This is a genomic window from Erwinia psychrophila, assembly GCF_039023475.1.
Taxonomy (GTDB): Bacteria; Pseudomonadota; Gammaproteobacteria; order Enterobacterales; family Enterobacteriaceae; genus Erwinia.
This window is the reverse complement of record NZ_JBCHVB010000003.1, coordinates 243,022-261,984: the sequence shown is the minus strand read 5'-3', so window position 1 is coordinate 261,984 and position 18,963 is coordinate 243,022. Positions and strand designations below refer to the sequence as shown.

Here is an 18,963-nt window from a genome sequence, read left to right as displayed (position 1 = left end):
ACGAGGAACCCGGCAGGCGATGAATACGCTTCCCCAAAATGTGCGCTGGCAGCTCTGGATCGTTGCCTTCGGGTTTTTCATGCAGACGCTGGACACCACCATCGTCAATACCGCCCTGCCCTCAATGGCGGCCAGCCTGAATGAAGATCCGCTGCATATGCATTCGGTGATCGTCGCCTACGTCCTGACGGTCGCCATTATGCTGCCGGTCAGCGGCTGGCTGGCCGATCGCTGTGGAGTGCGCAATATTTTTTTCAGCGCCATCGTGCTGTTCAGCCTTGGTTCGCTCTTTTGCGCCCTCTCCTCCTCGCTCGATCAGCTTATCGCCGCGCGCGTGGTGCAGGGGATCGGCGGCGCGATGATGGTGCCCGTTGGGCGGCTGACGGTGATGAAACTGGTACCGCGTGAGCAGTATATGGCCGCGATGACCTTTGTCACCCTGCCCGGCCAGATCGGCCCGCTGCTTGGCCCTGCGCTGGGAGGCGTACTGGTTGAGTACGCCAGCTGGCACTGGATATTCCTGATCAATCTGCCCGTCGGGCTGGTTGGCGCCACGGCCACGATGATGCTGATGGCCAATCTGCGCATGCCGCCCCGGCGCTTTGACTTCACGGGATTTCTGCTGATCGCCACCGGTATGGCGACGCTGACCCTGGCGCTGGATGGGCAACGTAGCCTGGGGAGCGCTCCGCTGCTGACCGGCGCAGTGATCCTGCTGGGCCTCTTCTCACTGCTGTGCTATCTGCTGCATGCGCGAGGTAACGACGGCGCGCTCTTCAGCCTGAAGCTGTTCGATAACCGTCTCTATTCGCTGGGCCTGCTGGGCAGCCTGACTGGCCGTATCGGCAGCGGCATGCTGCCGTTTATGACGCCGCTCTTTCTCCAGGTCGGCATGGGCTTTACCCCGTTTCACGCCGGCCTGATGATGATCCCGATGGTGCTGGGCAATATGGGCATTAAGCGCATCGTGGTGCAGATCGTTAACCGCTTCGGCTACCGTCATGTGCTGGTGGGATCGACGCTGGCCCTGGCGGGCGTTGTGCTGCTTTTCGCCGCCGTTGCGCTGCTTGAATGGAATTATCTGCTGCCCGTTGTGCTCTTTTTTCAGGGCATGGTGAACGGTATCCGCTTCTCGGCGATGAACACGCTGACGCTGAAGGCGCTGCCGGACGATTTGACCAGCAGCGGCAACAGCCTTCTCTCCATGGTGATGCAGCTGTCGATGAGTATCGGCGTCACCGTCGCCGGTCTGCTGCTCGGCACCTTTGGTCAGCAGGCGCTGGCGGGCAGCCCGATGCTTCATCAGGCCTTTATTTATAGCTGGCTGTGCGTGGCGGTGGTGATTGCGCTGCCCGCGCTGATTTTCTGGCGGGTGCCGCTGGACGCCAGTAAAAACGTACTGCTCAGCCGCAGGAGAAACCGCTAATGTTTGCGAAAATACGCATCGGCATTACCGCCAAGCTGTTCGCCGCCATCTTTTCCACCTGCATGCTGGTGCTGATTACCATGCACTGGGGCGTACGGCTCAGCTTTGAGCATGGGTTTATCGACTACATCAAAAAAGGCAATGAGCAGCGGCTGATCATGCTGAGCGATGCCCTTTCCGACCAGTATGAACAGCATGGGAACTGGGATTTTCTGCGGCAGAATAACCGGCTGATTTTCCAGATCCTTCGCTCGCTTGAGCAGAATCCGGACGCCACGCACACGCTGCCGCCCCACGGCTGGCGAGCGCCGTTCTGGGTTATCGATCAGCATTTTCACGTGATGATTGGTCCACGCGGACCGGTCCCGCCCGAAGGAACGCGGCGCAACATCACCACCAGCGATGGCCGTATCGTCGGCTGGGTTATCGGCTCGCCGCCGGAGCGGCTGACGCGCAGCGCGGATATTAACTTCGATCAGCAGCAGCGGCGCACCAGCTGGATTATCGTGGCGCTGACCATGCTGCTGGCGGCGCTGGTCACCTGGCTGATGTCGCGCGGGCTGCTGGCGCCGGTGAAGCGCCTTGTCGAGGGCACCCATCATCTGGCGGCAGGCGATTTCACCAGCCGCGTGCAGGCCAGCAGCCGCGACGAGCTGGGCCGGTTAGCCCAGGATTTTAACCGGCTGGCCGGCACGCTGGAGAAAAATGAGCGGATGCGTCGCGCCTTTATGGCCGATATCTCGCATGAACTGCGCACCCCGCTGGCGATCCTGCGCGGCGAGCTGGAGGCGATTCAGGATGGCGTACGCAAGCTGACGCCGGAATCCATCGTCTCGCTCCAGGGCGAAGTAAGTACGCTGACCAAGCTGGTGGAGGATGTGCATCAGCTTTCATTATCGGACGAGGGAGCGCTCGCCTACCGTAAAAGCCACACCGATCTGGTGCCGCTGCTGGAAATGGTGGCGGGCAACTTTACCAACCGCTTCAGCAGCCAGGGACTCGCACTGACGCTGAAGCTGCCGGAACAGGCGCCGCTCTTCGGCGATCCTGACCGTCTGATGCAGCTGTTTACCAATCTGATGGAGAACAGCCTGCGCTACACCGACGCCGGCGGCGGGCTGACGATCTCGCTCGAAAGCCGCCCCGACGGACACTGGCTCTTCTTTGACGACTCGGCACCGGGTATCAGTGACGAACAGTGCCAGCAGATCTTTGAGCGTTTTTACCGGGCTGAAAGCTCGCGTAACCGCGCCAGCGGCGGCTCGGGGCTGGGCCTGGCGATCTGTCAGAACATCGTTGAAGCGCACGATGGTACGATTAAAGCGGATCACTCTGATGCCGGCGGGCTGCGAATTACGGTACACTTACCGCCTAAAAATCACTGAGCGATCTGAACGCGTTAAGCGGGTATGCCATGAATCAAGAAACGCTTGCCCCACTGATTTTGGTGGTAGAAGACGAACCCAAACTGGGTCAGTTACTGACGGACTATTTGCAGGCAGCCAACTACCGCACGCACCATATATTACAGGGTGGTGAGGTTATTGAGTGGGTAAAACACGCCTCACCGGACATGATTCTGCTGGACCTGATGCTGCCCGGCGTGGATGGTCTGACGCTCTGTCGTGAAATCCGCCGTTTCTCAGACGTGCCGGTGATGATGGTGACGGCCAAAAGCGAAGAGATCGATCGCCTGCTCGGGCTGGAAATCGGCGCAGATGACTACATCTGCAAGCCCTTCAGCCCGCGTGAAGTCGTCGCCAGGGTCAAAACGATTTTACGGCGCTGCTCCCGTACGCCGGAAGAGGCGGAAAAAGCGTCGCGGCTGCAGGTCAACGAAGATCGCTTCCAGGCGAGCTGGGATGGCGCGAATCTTGATCTGACGCCCGCAGAATTTCGCCTGTTAAAGACGCTGGCACAGGAACCGGGGAAAGTCTTCTCACGCGAACAGCTGCTTAATCATCTCTATGACGACTATCGCGTGGTCACTGACCGCACTATCGACAGCCATATTAAAAACCTGCGGCGCAAGCTGGAGGGCCTTGATGCCGACCAGCCGTTTATCCGCGCGGTCTACGGTATGGGGTATCGCTGGGAGGCCGATGTCTGCCGTTTGATCTAGCGCAATTTACATTTGTTTTGCCAGCTTCTACAATCCCCGCACTTTCAGTAAGGCTGCCCGTAAAGCAGCCTTACCCGCTTTTACCCTTGTCCGTTCTGTTCCCGCTCACGCCAGCAGGGCCCGGAAACAGCGGCAGACGAAATTATCTTTTGAATTTCGAATGACGGCATGGTAGCCCCCTGCCCGCTTTTCTGGATAAATGACCGGGAGCAGGCAGATGCTGCCAGCAAAGCTTGAGCGCGAAAAACGACGGGTAATGCTGACCTGATATCAGGAGATCCCTATGTTCAAACCGGAACTGCTCTCCCCAGCCGGTACGCTGAAAAATATGCGCTACGCCTTTGCGTATGGCGCTGACGCCGTGTACGCGGGGCAGCCGCGTTACAGCCTTCGGGTGCGTAATAACGAATTCAACCATGAAAACCTGGCTATTGGCATTAATGAAGCCCATGCTGCGGGAAAGAAGTTTTACGTTGTGGTGAATATCGCCCCGCATAACGCCAAGCTGAAAACCTTTATCCGCGATCTCACCCCGGTGGTGGAGATGGGGCCGGACGCGCTGATTATGTCCGATCCCGGCCTGATCATGCTGGTCCGGGACGCCTTTCCGCAGATGGACATCCACCTCTCGGTGCAGGCCAACGCGGTGAACTGGGCGACGGTAAAATTCTGGAAGCAGATGGGACTCTCAAGAGTGATTCTTTCACGCGAGCTGTCGCTGGAAGAGATTGCAGAAATTCGCCAGCAGGTGCCCGATATGGAGCTGGAGATTTTCGTCCATGGCGCGCTCTGTATGGCCTACTCGGGTCGCTGTCTGCTTTCCGGCTATATCAATAAGCGCGATCCTAACCAGGGCACCTGTACCAACGCCTGCCGCTGGGAATATAAAGTTCAGGAAGGCAAACAGGATGAGATCGGCAATATTGTTCATCAGCATGAGCCGATCCCGGTCCGCAATGTAGAGCCGGTGCTGGGCGAAGGCCAGCCAACCGATAAAGTGTTTATGATTGAGGAAGCGCTGCGTCCCGGGGAGTATATGACCGCCTTTGAGGATGAACACGGCACTTATATTATGAACTCTAAGGATCTGCGCGCGGTAGCACACGTTGAGCGGCTGACGCAGATGGGCATTCACTCGCTGAAAATTGAAGGCCGGACCAAATCCTTCTATTACTGCGCCCGTACCGCGCAGGTTTACCGCCGCGCGATTGACGATGCCGCTGCGGGTAAGCCCTTCGATCCCACGCTGCTGGAGACGCTGGAGTGCCTGGCGCACCGGGGCTATACCGAAGGTTTCCTGCGTCGTCATACTCATGACAGCTACCAGACCTACGATCGCAGCTACTCCGCCTCGGACAGTCAGCAGTTTGTCGGCGAGTTCACCGGGGAGCGCCGTGACGGGCTGGCGTTGGTTGACGTGAAAAATAAATTCAGCGTAGGCGACAGCCTGGAAATGATGACCCCCGCGGGTAACCTCACCTTTACTCTGGCCCGGATGGAGAACCGTCAAGCGCAGCCGGTTGAGGTCGCGCCCGGCAATGGACATTTCGTCTGGATCCCGGTGCCCGGAGAGATCGATCTCGCCTGGGCGTTACTGATGCGTAACCTCGCGACAGGCGCCTCTGGTGTGGCGGCAGTTGACAGTAATCACGTTAAAGTTACCTGAAGTTACCTTTATTAGAATTTGATCACATAACCCTATGCAGGATCTGGCTAGAATAAGCCCTGCTAAAAATGAGCAAGACGAAACGGCAGGCTTTACCAGGTACCACCTCATTCGCCCGTCCGGCTCCCCCGGGCGGGCTTTTCTTTGCCCCGATTTCAGACGGAACCCCGTTCCGGCTCTTCCTGAATATGCTATAACAAAAGCTCTTCCGGCCTGATGGCCCGTTCTGAGGAGATTTCAATTATGGACAAACATTCGCTGACTTTCGTGATCCTCAATGGCAAAGGCGCAGATAATGAGCCGCTGCGCGAGGCGATCTTCGCCCTGCGTGAAGAAGGTCTGCCGATTGAGGTTCGCGTTACCTGGGAATATGGCGACGGCGGACGTTACGTTAAGGAAGCCATTGCTCACCAGGCGGCGACGGTCGTGGCCGGCGGCGGCGACGGCACGGTGAATGAGATCGCCACCGCCCTGGCAGGCGTGGAGGCCGCACAACGCCCGGTATTAGGGATCCTCCCCCTCGGCACGGCCAATGATTTTGCCACCAGCGCGGGCATTCCCGAAGAGATGGAAAACGCGCTGCGGCTGGCGATTATTGGTAAAGCCACCCCTGTCGACCTGGCGTGCGTAAACCGGGAGCGTTACTTCATCAATATGGCGACCGGCGGCTTTGGCACCCGTATTACCACCGAGACGCCGGCCAAACTGAAATCGGCGCTGGGTGGGGTTTCCTACTTTATTCACGGGCTGATGCGGATGGATGAGCTGAAAGCGGATAGCTGCGAACTGAGCGGACCGGGCTTTCACTGGCAGGGCGATGCGCTGGTGATCGGGATTGGCAACGGGCGTCAGGCGGGTGGCGGTCAGCGCCTCTGTCCGACGGCGTTAATTAATGATGGCCTGCTGGACTTGAGCATCGTTACCTCACAGGAGCTGCTCTCTACCGTACTGCATTCACTGACCAGTAATGAACATAATCCGAATATCGTTTCAGCCACGCTGCCATGGCTTAGCATCACGTCGCCGAATGAGATGACGTTTAATCTTGATGGCGAACCACTCAGCGGCACCGAATTTTATATTCAGGTTATGCCGGGTGCGCTACTTTGCCGGCTTCCGCCACAGTGTGAACTCCTGGCCTGACCTCCGCTCTTTTCTGGCTGAATGAAAATTTCAGCCTTGACGCTATTCATCACCGTGTTCCCTGCCACAATCTTCCTTAACAGTGCTTGCAGGCTGGCAGGCAAAACCAACCGCCCTGTTAAGGCGTGATAATGAACCAGGCGCGGGCTTCCGTCATTGCCAATACGCAAACAGCCATCCATCGCTCTGTCACATAGCCACCGCATCCGCTATCCACACCGCCACAAATACGATGACTTTTCACCCTTAGCACCACCTTAAGACTCTTCTGAGAACCACGCTTTTTTCCTTCGTCACGCAGATTAACAAGTCTTACATCAGCGCCAAGCGGGTAAAAAAACTCTGTGATCGCGATCGCTGATTTGACCCGACCAACTTGTATGGTAGTACGATAGTGATTAACTTTCAGGCATTGAAGGTCATTATCAAAGGCAGAAGATATGAAGATCGTGAAGGCTGAAGTATTTGTTACCTGCCCCGGCAGGAATTTTGTCACTGTTAAAATCACCACGGATGAAGGACTTACCGGCATTGGCGACGCCACGCTGAACGGGCGTGAGCTGCCCGTCGCCTCTTACTTAAAAGATCACATCTGCCCACAGCTGATTGGCCGCAATGCGCACCAGATCGAAGATATCTGGCAATATTTCTACAAAGGGGCCTACTGGCGTCGTGGCCCGGTGACGATGTCCGCGATTTCCGCCGTGGATCAGGCGCTGTGGGACATCAAAGGGAAAGCGGCTAATATGCCGGTATACCAGCTGCTGGGCGGCGCATCGCGCACCGGAGTAATGGTTTACTGCCACACGACCGGCCACAGCATTGATGAAGTGATGGATGATTACGCCCGCCATAAAGAGATGGGCTTTAAGGCGATTCGCGCCCAGTGCGGCGTTCCCGGCATGAAAACCACCTATGGTATGGCAAAAGGCAAAGGGCTTGCCTATGAGCCGGCCACCAAAGGTGACTGGCCGGAAGAGCAGCTCTGGTCAACCGAAAAGTATCTCGACTTCACGCCGAAGCTGTTTGCCGCCATCCGCGACAAGTTTGGCTTTGACGAACACCTGCTGCATGACATGCACCACCGCCTGACGCCGATTGAAGCCGCCCGCTTCGGCAAAAGCGTTGAGGATTACCGTCTGTTCTGGATGGAAGACCCGACGCCTGCGGAAAACCAGGAGAGCTTCCGCCTGATCCGTCAGCACACCGTGACGCCGATTGCGGTTGGCGAAGTGTTTAACAGCATCTGGGACTGTAAACAGCTGATCGAAGAACAGCTGATCGACTACATCCGTACCACCATTACCCACGCTGGCGGCATTACCGGCATGCGCCGCATCGCGGACTTTGCCTCACTCTATCAGGTTCGTACCGGCTCCCACGGCCCGTCCGATCTCTCGCCTGTTTGTATGGCCGCCGCGCTGCACTTCGATCTCTGGGTGCCGAACTTCGGCGTGCAGGAATATATGGGCTACTCCGAACAGATGATGGAAGTCTTCCAGCATAACTGGACGTTCGATAACGGCTATATGCATCCGGGCGATAAGCCGGGCCTGGGCATCGAATTCGATGAGAAGCTGGCGGCGAAGTATCCCTATGAGCCTGCCTATCTGCCGGTCGCCCGTCTTGAAGACGGCACCCTCTGGAACTGGTAAGGAGATGATGATGAAAAGTGTGGTAATCGAACGTCCGGGCGAGCTGGTTTTACAGGATCGCCCCCTTCCGGAACCGGCAAAAGGTGAAGTCCGCGTTAGCGTGAAGTATGCCAGCATCTGCGGTTCTGATGTCCATATCTGGCACGGTCACAATCCCTTCGCCCGCTATCCGCGCGTTATCGGCCATGAGTTTTTTGGCCTGATTGACGCCGTTGGCGAAGGCGTTGACGAAAGCCGTATTGGTGAGCGCGTCGCCGTGGACCCGGTCGTCAGCTGCGGCCACTGCTATCCCTGCTCTGTGGGCCGTCCTAACGTCTGCAGCGAACTGAAGGTCATTGGCGTCCACCGGGACGGCGGCTTCAGCGAGTATGCCGTCGCGCCGGCGTCAAACGCTTATACCCTGCCGGAAAGCATTCCGGATAAACTGGCAAGCCTGGTTGAACCTTTCACCATCGCGGCCAATATCACCGCCTTCCTGAAACCGCAGCCGGATGACGTGGCGCTGATTTACGGTTCCGGCCCGATGGGCCTGACGGCGATCCAGGTGCTGAAAGGCGTTTATAAGGTACGGAAAGTTATTGTGGCCGATCGCCTGCCGGAACGTCTGGCGATGGCGCGCGACAGCGGTGCGGACGTGGTGCTGAATAACAGCGAGCAGCCGCTCTCTGACCTGCTGCAGGGAGAAATGCCGACGTTGATTATCGACGCTGCCTGCCACCCGACGATTCTGTCGGAAGCTGTCGCGCTCGCTTCACCGGCGGCCCGTATTGGCCTGCTCGGCTTCTCCGGTGAGCCCTGTACGCTCACCCAGCAGAGCCTGACCAGTAAAGAGCTTTCCCTCTTCACCTCACGCCTTAACAGTCATCGCTTCCCTGAGGTGATCGACTGGATGAAGCAGGGTCTGATCCAGCCGGAAAAACTGGTGACGCACTATTTCCCGCTGGCGGAAATCGAACAGGCCATGACGTTGTTTGAAAAAGATCCACGACGCTGTTGCAAGGTCATACTGACCGTCGGATAACACCCGGCCCGCCGGTCAGCGGCGTATTCGGTTTGCGGTGACAGGGAGCGTACCCGGACCAGGCTCAATGACCGGCGGGAGAAATCCCTCAAATTATAAAGATAAATATAATCAAGGATTTATTATGTTTAAGAACCTCCGCTGGATTATCGTACTCCTGCTGTTCATGGTCTATATGATCAACTACCTCGATCGGGTCGCGCTCTCACTGACGCTGCCGCTGATTGAAAAAGATCTGATGCTCAATGCTGAAGAATTCGGTCTGATTTTCAGTAGCTTTTTCTTTGGCTACGCCATCTTCAACTTCGTTGGTGGCCTGGCTACCGATAAATTTGGCCCCACGATAGTGCTTGGCGTGGCGGTCGGTCTCTGGTCGCTGTTCTGCGGCTTTACCGCCCTGGCGACCGGCTTCTGGTCGATGCTGATCCTGCGCGTACTCTTTGGCATGGCCGAAGGCCCAATCTGCGCCTCCGCCAATAAAGCGATTAACGGCTGGTTTCCCAAGAAGCAGGCCGCTACCGCGATGGGCTTTCTCAGCGCCGGATCGCCGCTTGGCGGCGCGGTGGCCGGTCCGATTATTGGCTATCTCGCCCTCGCCTTCGGCTGGCGCCCGGCCTTTATGATCATCTGCTCCATCGGCCTCGTCTGGATGGTGTTCTGGTTCTTCCTTTCTGCGGATAACCCGCTGAAAAGCAGCCGCGTCAGCGAGGCTGAACGTGCGCTGATCCTGCAGATGAAAGAGGAGCAGGCGGCGATGGAAGAGTCAGAAGAAACTCAGTCTTCCTACGGCCTGGGCCACTATCTGCGTCAGCCGATTATCCTGGTTACCGCTTTCGCCTTCTTCTGCTACAACTACATTCTGTTTTTCTTTCTCAGCTGGTTCCCTGCCTATCTGGTGCAGGCGCATAACCTTGATATTAAATCGATGAGTTTCACCACCATGATCCCCTGGATCGTCGGTTTCGTGGGGCTGGCCCTGGGCGGCTGGATCTCAGATAAAATTTTCAATATTACCGGGCGCTTACTGCTTTCGCGCAAAATCGTGCTGGTGGTTTCCCTGCTGGCGGCGGCGATCTGTGTTGCCCTGGCCGGCTCCGTGCAGGGCGTCTACCCGGCGGTAATCCTGATGTCAGTCTCCATCTTCTTCCTCTACATCACCGGGGCGATTTACTGGGCGATCGTGCAGGATGTGGTGCATAAAAGTCGTGTAGGCGGCATCAGCGGCTTTATCCATCTGATCGGCAGCCTCTCCGGCATTATTGGTCCCTACGTGACCGGGGTGATTGTTCAGCAGACCGGCAAATTCGACAGCGCCTTTGTGCTGGCGGGCGGAGTGGCCGCGCTGGGCGCGCTGCTGGTGCTGTTCGTGATTAAGAGTCCGAAAGGATCTGCCGCTAAACCTGTTTCTGTCTGAGTTTATCTGGGCGCGCAGAGGCGCGCCCGCGACTTCACTAAGGATTGACCATGTTAACACTTGACCACTTGCCAGAAGGCACCCTGATCCCCCGTTACGATCGTTCCGGGCTGCATACGCGCATCGTACACATTGGCTTCGGGGCTTTTCACCGCTCCCACCAGGCCGTCTGTGCGGATATCCTGGCGGCTGAACATCACAGCGACTGGGGGTATTGTGAATGTGAAACCAACACCTTTAATCAGGGTGAGTTGATCAACGCGCTGCGCCAGCAGGATATGCTTTACAGCGTGACCGAAATGGCCGACAGCGGCCTGAGCACCCGCGTCGTTGGCGTGGTGAAGCAGGCGCTCTACCGCAACGGTGACGGCATCGATACCATTATCGCCACCATGTGCCAGCCGGATGTGGCCATTGTTTCCATTACCGTGACCGAAAAAGGGTACTGCTATCAGCCCGCTACCGGGCAGCTTATCTCCGACCATCCCGCTATTGTTCACGATCTGGCGCACCCTGAGGATCCGCAATCGGTGCCGGGCGTCATTCTGGCCGCCATCCGCCGCCGCCGTGATGCCGGTTTAGCGGCTTTCAGCGTGATGTCCTGCGACAATATGCCGGAAAACGGCCACGTCACCCGCAACGTGGTGACCCAGCTCGCTGAGCGTCTCGATCCGGCACTGGCAGACTATATCCGCGCCAACATTACCTTCCCTTCAACGATGGTAGACCGCATCGTTCCCGCCATGACCGCAGAGGCGTTCAACGCCCTGAAGGAGACGCTGGGCTGTGCCGATCCGGTCGGCGTTGAGTGCGAGCCGTTCTTCCAGTGGGTGATTGAAGATAACTTCGTCAGCGGTCGTCCCGAGTGGGAGAAAGCGGGCGCCGAGCTGGTTGCTGACGTGCTGCCTTTTGAAGAGATGAAGCTGCGTATGCTTAACGGCAGCCACTCGCTGCTGGCCTATCTCGGCTACCTGGCCGGCTATGAGCACATCAGTGACTGCATGGAAGATGCGGCCTTTTTACAGGCGGCAAGAAAGCTGATGTTAGACGAGCAGGCGCCGACGTTACGCACCGAAAATGTGGATCTGGTCGCCTATGCGGATTCGCTGATCGCCCGCTACCAGAACCGGGCTATCCGTCACCGCACTTATCAGATCGCCACCGACGGTACGCAGAAGCTGCCGCAGCGCTGGCTGGACAGCATTCGCTGGCACCTGAATAACGGCAGCCGTTTCGATCTGCTGGCGCTGGGCGTGGCGGGCTGGATCCGCTATGTTGGCGGCGTTGACGAAAAGGGCCAGCCGATTGAGATTAACGATCCTATGCATGAAGAGCTTGCGCGCCTTGTAGCGTCAAGCCAGGAAGGCGAAGCGCGCGTCACCGCGCTTCTTTCGCTGAAGTCGGTATTCGGTGACGATCTGCCGGACAGTACGCTGTTCCGCGAAAAGGTGATCCACGCCTATCAGCTCCTGCTTAAGCTGGGAGCAAAAGAAGCGGTCAGGCAGGTCGTTACGGCTGACTGATTGTTTCACGGCGAAAGGGCTGGCGCTGGTGCATCAGGCTGATTAGACTGGATGTTCCTGCGCCAGCTTCACTGACGCCTTACCCATAACGAATCGTGCCGAATGTCTATTGCTTACACCATTACCGCCAGTGAACCCGTTAATCAGCAGATCTATCGCTTTTTACGCCAGGATATTGTGACCTGCGCCATTCCGCCGGGCTCCCTGCTCTCCGAAAAAGAGGTCTCAGCCCGCTTCAACGTTTCGCGCCAGCCGGTGCGTGAGGCCTTTATCAAGCTGGCCGAGGCGGGTCTGGTGCAGGTGCTTCCCCAGCGCGGCACCTTTGTGCGAAAAATTTCCGCGCAGCGCGTCGCCGACGGTCGTTTTATCCGCGAGGCGGTAGAGGTGGCGGTGGTACGCCGGGCGGCCACGGAAGCCTCTGCGGCTTCCCTGGCGCGACTGGAACATAATCTCCAGCTACAGAAAATGGCCGCGGCACGCCATGACAGTCACGCCTTTCTGCTGCTGGATGATGAATTCCATCTGATCATCGCCCAGAGCATTCAGTGCGAACTTGCCTGGCAAACCATTGAAAACATCAAAGCCGCGATGGATCGGGTGCGTTTTCTGACCCTGAGTAAAGTTTCCCCGCCGGATATTCTTATCGAGCAGCATTATGAGATTTATGAAGCGCTGGTGGCGAAGGATGTCGCCGGCGCTGAACGCGCACTGCGTCACCATCTTCAGGAGATGATCTTTTCGATCACGCCGATTGCCGAACAGAACAGCGAATGGTTTGAGCAAACCTGATGTGTCGATAAGCGCGAACCCGCAGGCACAGGGCCTGCGGGTTTGTGCTGCAAGGCGCCCGGAATACGCTTCCCGCATGACAAACTGGTAAAATTACCGGGCAATGAGATCGCTCCCGGCCCCCAGCAGCTCTGACGCTCAGCGCACCCTTACTCACTTCAACTGACGCGACTTTTTACTGAGAAACCACTAAAAGCCCGCCCGCTACCACCAGCGCCAGAAATGATGCACCGGACCGTTGCCCTTACCCACCTCCAGCGTACCGGCATGTTCAAGCGCGCCCTGTAACCAGCCTTTAGCTTCATGCAGCGTGTTCTCCCAGCTTTCATGCCGGGGCCGGAGCGCGGCCAGCGCCGCGGAGAGCGTACAGCCGGTGCCGTGAGTGTGCCGGGTTAGCACGCGCGGCGCGGAGAAACGCCGTTCACCGTCGCGGGTAATCAGCCAGTCGGGGCTTTCCGTATCGCTGAGATGGCCGCCTTTCATCAGGACCGCCTGGCAGCCTGACGCCAGCAGCGCTCTGCCCTGCTGCCGCATCTCCTGCTCACTGGTGGCGACCGGGCATTCCAGCAACGCTGCGGCTTCGGGCAGGTTCGGGGTGATCAGCGACACTTTTGGCAGCAGCCGCTGGCGCAGCGTCGCCACCGCGCCGGGCGTGAGCAGGGCATCGCCACTTTTCGCCAGCATCACCGTATCCAGCACGATCCAGGGCACCGGTGCGGCCTGTAGTCCTTCCGCCACCGCCTCGATAATATCGCTCTCCGCCAGCATGCCGATTTTGACACTGTCGATGCGTACATCGCTCAGCACCGAGGCCAGCTGCGCCGCGACGAACTCAGGCTCAATGCGATACAGCGACTGTACGCCGCAGGTGTTTTGCGCGACCAGCGCGGTAATCACGCTGGTGCCGTAAGCACCAAGGGCGGAGAAGGTTTTCAGATCGGCCTGGATGCCCGCGCCGCCGCTGGGATCGGTACCGGCAATGGTCAGTGCGTTAATGCGTTTCATTGCAGCGTCTCCCCCTTCAGGCTGTAGAGCGTATCCAGAAAGGCGGCAACAAAGCTGCCCGGTCCGCCCGCCGTGGCAGCCCGCTCTCCCGCCAGGCTCATCACCCGGCAGGCGCTGGCGACGTGACTGAGCCGATCGCCCGGCAGCGCGGTGAACGCGGCCACCACCGCCGACAGCGCGCAGCCCGTGCCGACAACGCGCGTCATCAGCGGCGATCCGCCCGGCACCCGCAGGCAGCGCTGACCATCGGCGATAAAATCCTCCTCGCCGGTCACGGCGACGATGGCACCACAGTCGAGCGCCAGCTGGTGAGCGGCTTCCAGGGCAGCGCTGGATGCGTGCAGGCTGTCCACGCCGCGTCCGGAGACGGCCTGACGCGCCAGCGCCAGAATTTCAGAGGCGTTGCCGCGGATAGCCGCAGGCCGGTGCGCCAGCAGCCGCTGGCAAAACTCGCTGCGAAAGCTCAGCGCGCCTACCGCGACGGGGTCGAGCGTCCAGGGTTTGTCCGCCTTGACGGCAGCCAGCACCGCCGCCAGCATCGCTTCGCTGCGTGACTGCGTCAGCGTACCGACGTTAATCAGTACCGCATCGGCCAGCGCGGCAAACTGTTCTGCTTCCTGAGGCTCGATAACCATGGCAGGCGAGGCGCCGAGCGCCAGCAGCACATTGGCGGTAAAAGTTTGCACAACGTCATTGGTCAGGCAGTGTACGAGCGAAGGATTTTGATGAAAAAGGGCCAGTGAGGCGGCGGCATTGTCAGTGGTAAAGCAGTGAGGTTGGATCATGGTAAAGCTCCCAACCGGCGATCAAGAAGGCGATGCGGTCAGGCATCTGACTTCCCTCCGCTGGCATTATCCAGTTCAGGTTCAACGGGTATTTCTCAGCCTTCACAAAGAAGGGCACCCCGAGTCATTTAGTACAAATTAGCTTACTTTTTTCCAGCTTAGGGGAAGTGGCTTGCTGGTGCAAGCCTGCCCTCCCAAGGGATCGCTTCTTCACCTTGAAAATGCGCATGACCCCTTTTTAAACCTCATCCCACACACGAAAAAAAGGCTTAGTGCCCCTTTGTTATACCGCCCGCCCGTAATGCTTTGACCACTTCTCATAGAAAGCGTGAGCGATTGCAGGAAGCTGGCTTGTGAGGCTTTAATCTGGAAGTCTACATAATCGATTAATCTTCCGGTGTTACTGTGGATCAATCGCCAAACATCCCAAACCACCAACCGGACTGAGCGATGCCGATCATAGCACCAATTCACCGCGACGAACGACGTCTGATGCAGAAAGCGATCCATCAAACACGTGACAAGAACCATACCCGCAGGCTGACCGCCATGCTGATGCTGCACCGAGGTGACCGTGTCAGCGATGTCGCCAGAACGCTCTGCTGCGCCCGTTCATCCATTGGGCGCTGGATTAACTGGTTTACGCTTACGGGTGTCGAAGGTCTGAAATCATTGCCCACCGGACATTCCCGTCGTGGCCCTTCGGGCATATCTGCGTACTGTACGTGAACTTATAAAGTATTCTTCCGGCGATTTTGGTTATCAGCGCTCTCGCTGGAGTACTAAACTGTTAGCCTTAAAATCAAAGAGATAACTGGCTGTCGCTTACATGCTTCAACGGTAAGTCGCTGGCTTCCCGCTGCTGGTCTGGCGAAGGGCTGCCCCTACGTTGCGTATTCGCGACCCACATAAAGAAGAAAAATGGCCGCTATTGCAAAAGTGCTCGCCGGATGTAGCGCTGAACATCCCGTATTTTACGAGGATGAGGTGGATATCCATCTCAACCCAAAAACCGGTGCAGACTGGCAATTACGCGGCTAGCAAAAAAGCGTTGTCACACCGGGGCAGCATGAAAAATATTATCTTGCAGATTCTCTGCACAGCGGTACCGGTCGGGTCAGTTATACAGGCGGGAGCAGCAGAGGTTCAGTCCTGTTCATCAGCCTGCTGAAACACCTTAAAGCCACATATCGTCGGGCAAAAACTGTCACGCTGATGGTGGATAACTACATCATCCATAAAAGTCAGCAGACGCTGCACTGGCTGAAGCAGGATCCGAATTTCCGGGTAATTTATCAATCGGTTTACTCACCATGTGTCAACCATGTTGAACGGTTGTGGCAGGCGCTGCATAACACAATAACCCGAAACCATCAGTGTCGCTCAATGTGGCTGCTGCTACAGAAGGTTCATCACTTTATGAAAACGGTAAGCTCATTCCCTGGAGGGAAATACGGGCAGCCAATAAGTGTAGCGGTATTAGGAACAGCTATTTAGTATATTTCCATTTACTACTGCTTTATTCAGTAGCAAATTTATCCACTTATGGAAGTTTGGGTTATGTCTTAAGCAGTGTATGATGAACAAATAACCACCATAAGTTCAGGGAGAACAAGATGAAAATGGTACTGCCAGTTGATGGCTACCGTTCGGCAACGGAGTTCATGGAAGCAATACAGGGCAGTGAGGGAGATACTCACTGGTTGATGAAAAAGGCGGAGCATTGGCATGGTGGCATCCATCTTTATGATAGTTTTGCGGGTAATGCTGTATTTAAACCCGACAGCCACGGTCTGAAATGCATGACTGATGGTCAGGTGGTCGCCTGGCGATTAAATGATGATTACCAGACCGCCCCGTTCAAAAAGAAGATGCTAAAATTCAGCTCCACTTTTGTTCTCATCAAATCAATCTGTACCCCGGATAAAGACAAACCCGATAACTCACTGGACTTCTATACACTGTGGATGCAGATAGCTCCGCTTTCTGAATATGGCATTACAGACACACGAATCGCGACAGTGACCGCCAGTGCGCTGAAAATTCGCCAGGACAACACCTCTCCCGGCTGGATACGCAGTGGGCTGAGGGAAGGGGTCAACGTCCCCCGTGATGCGCTGCGTCACTATGAGGTGCCGCAGGATACGCAGACCACACTGCCGCGCGGTACTGTGGTGGAGATTAAGCAGGAGGCTTCATTTCTGCTGAACGGCAGGCCGGCCCCGTTTATCTTCATGTCCGTGGTGTCGGTACCGGAAGGCACGAAAAGCGGATTATCCGCCGGTGAGTCCGGCTGGATCTCCGGGCTGGATAAGTTTGTGAAGCGGCAGGGCGATGCGCTGCCGGCGTGGATGCAGGCAGCCCGTCAGCACGGGGTGTTTAATCAGGTGGTGACGGTTTCCGGCGAGAATGCGCCGGCGGTGAAGGCCGGGGAGATTATCGGTCACCTGAGTCTGAACGAACGTCCGTCCGGCGGGCCACAGCACTTCTGCCATCTGGAAGTATTCAGCCAGGATACCCGGATGAAGGATTTTCTGGCGAACAAGACCGGGGTAACGACCGGCGCGGCAGAGCTGCACACGCTGGCGGATAAAACCCGCTGGATGCACCGGGAGCAGGATAATTCGTTTGTGGTGGCCGGCGTGGGGGGAGATCCTTCCCCCACAACTGCAGAGCGATGCACCCCGGAGAGCGAGTGTCGCCGGCTGGACGCTGACGGGAAGAGCTGGTATTACATTCCCGGCGAGCTGGCATGGATGGCGGCGGCGGATGTGGAGAGAGCGAACCAGTTCGACCTCGAAAAACGGGGGTTTATGCCACTGGAGCAGGAGGACGCGCCGCAAAGCATTTTCCAGACGCCGAAAGAGGGCTGGCTGCGCCAGGTGTACGGGCAGCTGGAAGCGCTGGCCCGGAGTGAAACGCGGGATATGTATTCCTCGAGTTACACCGGGCAATACCAGAAGCTACTGAAACAGATGGATCTGAACCAGGATGGTGTGATTGATGCCGGCGAGCTGTGGCGATTTCTGCATAACACGCAGCCGCATATCCAGTATCAGGTACAGCGCTTTGTGGTGAAACATCACAGCGAATGGCTGAAGGATGGCATGTCAGCACTGTGGCAGGCCGCGCTGGATGAACAGGCGAAGAAATACCCGGACATGGCGCTGTATAACCGCGATTTCATTAATAAACTGGTGTGGATGAAGGATGTGCCGGAGATCCGCAGCAGCGAAGCGCTGTGGCATATGCATCCTATTGTGTTTCTTGATGCTATTAGGTCTCAAGAGTTCCCCAAAACTCCTGTTAATGGAGAATTAACTCCTTTGGAGTTTATCAATTTCTATAATGGAGAGAAAATTGATGATACTGATTATGAAGAGGCTGCAAAAGAATTAGCATGCGAAGTTGCAGCAATTAAAGCTGTGGCAAAAACAGAAACAGGGTCTTATGGCTCTTATTTTAAATTTAAAGATAATGATGATTACGTTCCTGCAATTTTATTTGAAAGGCACCACTTTCATAAATATACGAATGGAAGGTATGATCAATTCGAAGATATATCAAACCCTGGTGCAGGTGGATATGGTACAATATCAGTGCAGTATGCAAAACTCGTCAAAGCGTATGCCTTAGACAAAACAGCCGCTTTAAAATCAACTTCTTGGGGTAAGTTCCAGATTTTAGCATCAAACTATATCGCAGCAGGCTACTCCAGCCCTGAGAATTTCGCTTTTGCATTAAGTAAGTCAGAGAAAAATCAGTTAAAAGCATTCGTCAATTTTATTGAGGCTGATAGTGTTTTATTGCGTTCCATTCGTGCTAAAGACTGGCTCTCATTCGCAAAAAGATATAACGGTCCAAAGCAGAAGGGGTATGATTTAAAAATGGAGAAAAATTACAATGCGTCATTATAATCTCTTGTTGTTAATTGTAATATTTTTGTGCGGTTCATCGTTTGCGAGTGATGAATATTTTTTGTGCAATACTGCAAAAGGAATAATTAAACTGGACGAAAACAAAGGTGTACTACGTTACACCTTAACGAAAGATCAAAAAGTTGAGTTTAAATATGAGTCAAAAGGGGATGGTTTTTCAGGGTTTAAATACAATCATTACTCGCGATTTCAAACAGACTACTTCAATGTGTCATTTATGAATGCAGGGTATAAATACACTATATTTAGTAATTATGAATATGAGAGTGAAAACCGTGGGGTTAGTGTTACGAATCTGAATAGAAAAAAGGAATCTATTTACAATTGTAAGTCCGTTGGCATCGACCTCCTTAATGATTTGTCGGAAAAATTGGCCTGTGATAAGGACTCAGCTCTTGGTTGTGGTTAGATGCATTTTCTAATGACATATAGCGATAGTTGGCAGTTTTAAAAGGATCTTCTTGAGATCCTTTCTT

General features: G+C 56.0%; 14 protein-coding genes, 1 pseudogene and 1 riboswitch. Of the genes and pseudogenes, 13 read left to right on the top strand and 2 right to left on the bottom strand.

Annotated features, from left to right (window positions below; all coding sequences use genetic code 11):
• Positions 1–19: 19 nt before the first annotated feature.
• The 10 genes from mdtD to AAH446_RS10020 all read left to right on the top strand — a co-directional run bounded on the left by mdtD (position 20) and on the right by AAH446_RS10020 (position 12,759).
• The gene (mdtD, locus tag AAH446_RS10065) at positions 20–1,426 is read left to right on the top strand and encodes a multidrug transporter subunit MdtD (RefSeq protein WP_463322799.1); all 1,407 of its coding nucleotides are present in this window, start codon (positions 20–22) and stop codon (positions 1,424–1,426) included.
• Complete coding sequence (gene baeS, locus AAH446_RS10060) at positions 1,426–2,811, top strand: envelope stress sensor histidine kinase BaeS (protein ID WP_342906575.1); 1,386 nt, start codon at positions 1,426–1,428, stop codon at positions 2,809–2,811. Before mdtD ends, baeS begins: the two co-directional genes overlap by 1 nt.
• Before the next feature lie 29 nt (positions 2,812–2,840).
• On the top strand, positions 2,841–3,548 hold the full coding sequence (gene baeR / locus AAH446_RS10055; RefSeq protein WP_342906574.1) for an envelope stress response regulator BaeR: 708 nt from the start codon (positions 2,841–2,843) through the stop codon (positions 3,546–3,548).
• A gap of 283 nt (positions 3,549–3,831) precedes the next feature.
• Entirely contained in the window at positions 3,832–5,214 is a 1,383-nt protein-coding gene (gene trhP / locus AAH446_RS10050; RefSeq protein ID WP_342906573.1) for a prephenate-dependent tRNA uridine(34) hydroxylase TrhP, read from the top strand.
• A gap of 243 nt (positions 5,215–5,457) precedes the next feature.
• A complete protein-coding gene (yegS, locus tag AAH446_RS10045) occupies positions 5,458–6,357 on the top strand; it encodes a lipid kinase YegS (protein WP_342906572.1) in 900 nt (299 codons plus the stop codon).
• A 440-nt stretch (positions 6,358–6,797) separates the two neighbouring features.
• The gene (gene manD / locus AAH446_RS10040) at positions 6,798–8,012 is read left to right on the top strand and encodes a D-mannonate dehydratase ManD (protein WP_342906571.1); all 1,215 of its coding nucleotides are present in this window, start codon (positions 6,798–6,800) and stop codon (positions 8,010–8,012) included.
• 10 nt (positions 8,013–8,022) lie between these two features.
• Positions 8,023–9,033, top strand: a complete 1,011-nt coding sequence (locus AAH446_RS10035; RefSeq protein ID WP_342906758.1) for a Zn-dependent oxidoreductase — start codon at positions 8,023–8,025, stop codon at positions 9,031–9,033.
• A 124-nt stretch (positions 9,034–9,157) separates the two neighbouring features.
• The gene (locus tag AAH446_RS10030) at positions 9,158–10,447 is read left to right on the top strand and encodes an MFS transporter (protein WP_342906570.1); all 1,290 of its coding nucleotides are present in this window, start codon (positions 9,158–9,160) and stop codon (positions 10,445–10,447) included.
• A gap of 50 nt (positions 10,448–10,497) precedes the next feature.
• Positions 10,498–11,970, top strand: a complete 1,473-nt coding sequence (locus tag AAH446_RS10025) for a mannitol dehydrogenase family protein (RefSeq protein WP_342906569.1) — start codon at positions 10,498–10,500, stop codon at positions 11,968–11,970.
• A 102-nt stretch (positions 11,971–12,072) separates the two neighbouring features.
• Positions 12,073–12,759 carry a GntR family transcriptional regulator gene (locus AAH446_RS10020; protein ID WP_342906568.1) on the top strand — a complete coding sequence of 229 codons (687 nt, stop codon included), beginning with the start codon at positions 12,073–12,075 and terminating at the stop codon, positions 12,757–12,759.
• A 204-nt stretch (positions 12,760–12,963) separates the two neighbouring features.
• Here AAH446_RS10020 and thiD read toward each other — a convergent pair whose 3' ends face one another.
• Together thiD and thiM are read right to left on the bottom strand one after the other, a co-directional pair.
• Positions 12,964–13,764 carry a bifunctional hydroxymethylpyrimidine kinase/phosphomethylpyrimidine kinase gene (thiD, locus tag AAH446_RS10015; protein WP_342906567.1) on the bottom strand — a complete coding sequence of 267 codons (801 nt, stop codon included), beginning with the start codon at positions 13,762–13,764 and terminating at the stop codon, positions 12,964–12,966.
• Positions 13,761–14,549: a hydroxyethylthiazole kinase gene (gene thiM / locus AAH446_RS10010; protein WP_342906566.1), complete on the bottom strand. Its 789-nt coding sequence runs from the start codon at positions 14,547–14,549 to the stop codon at positions 13,761–13,763. Before thiM ends, thiD begins: the two co-directional genes overlap by 4 nt.
• 35 nt (positions 14,550–14,584) lie before the next feature.
• Positions 14,585–14,681: riboswitch (TPP riboswitch) on the bottom strand.
• 318 nt (positions 14,682–14,999) lie between these two features.
• Here thiM and AAH446_RS10005 point away from each other — a divergent pair.
• From AAH446_RS10005 to AAH446_RS09995, 3 genes and pseudogenes are all read left to right on the top strand, one after another.
• A pseudogene (locus tag AAH446_RS10005) lies at positions 15,000–16,046 on the top strand (IS630 family transposase).
• Positions 16,047–16,165: 119 nt separating this feature from the next.
• Positions 16,166–18,466: an N-acetylmuramidase domain-containing protein gene (locus AAH446_RS10000; RefSeq protein ID WP_342906565.1), complete on the top strand. Its 2,301-nt coding sequence runs from the start codon at positions 16,166–16,168 to the stop codon at positions 18,464–18,466.
• Positions 18,453–18,896: a hypothetical protein gene (locus tag AAH446_RS09995; protein WP_342906564.1), complete on the top strand. Its 444-nt coding sequence runs from the start codon at positions 18,453–18,455 to the stop codon at positions 18,894–18,896. The genes AAH446_RS10000 and AAH446_RS09995 overlap by 14 nt, the downstream gene beginning before the upstream one ends.
• Positions 18,897–18,963: the final 67 nt, after the last annotated feature.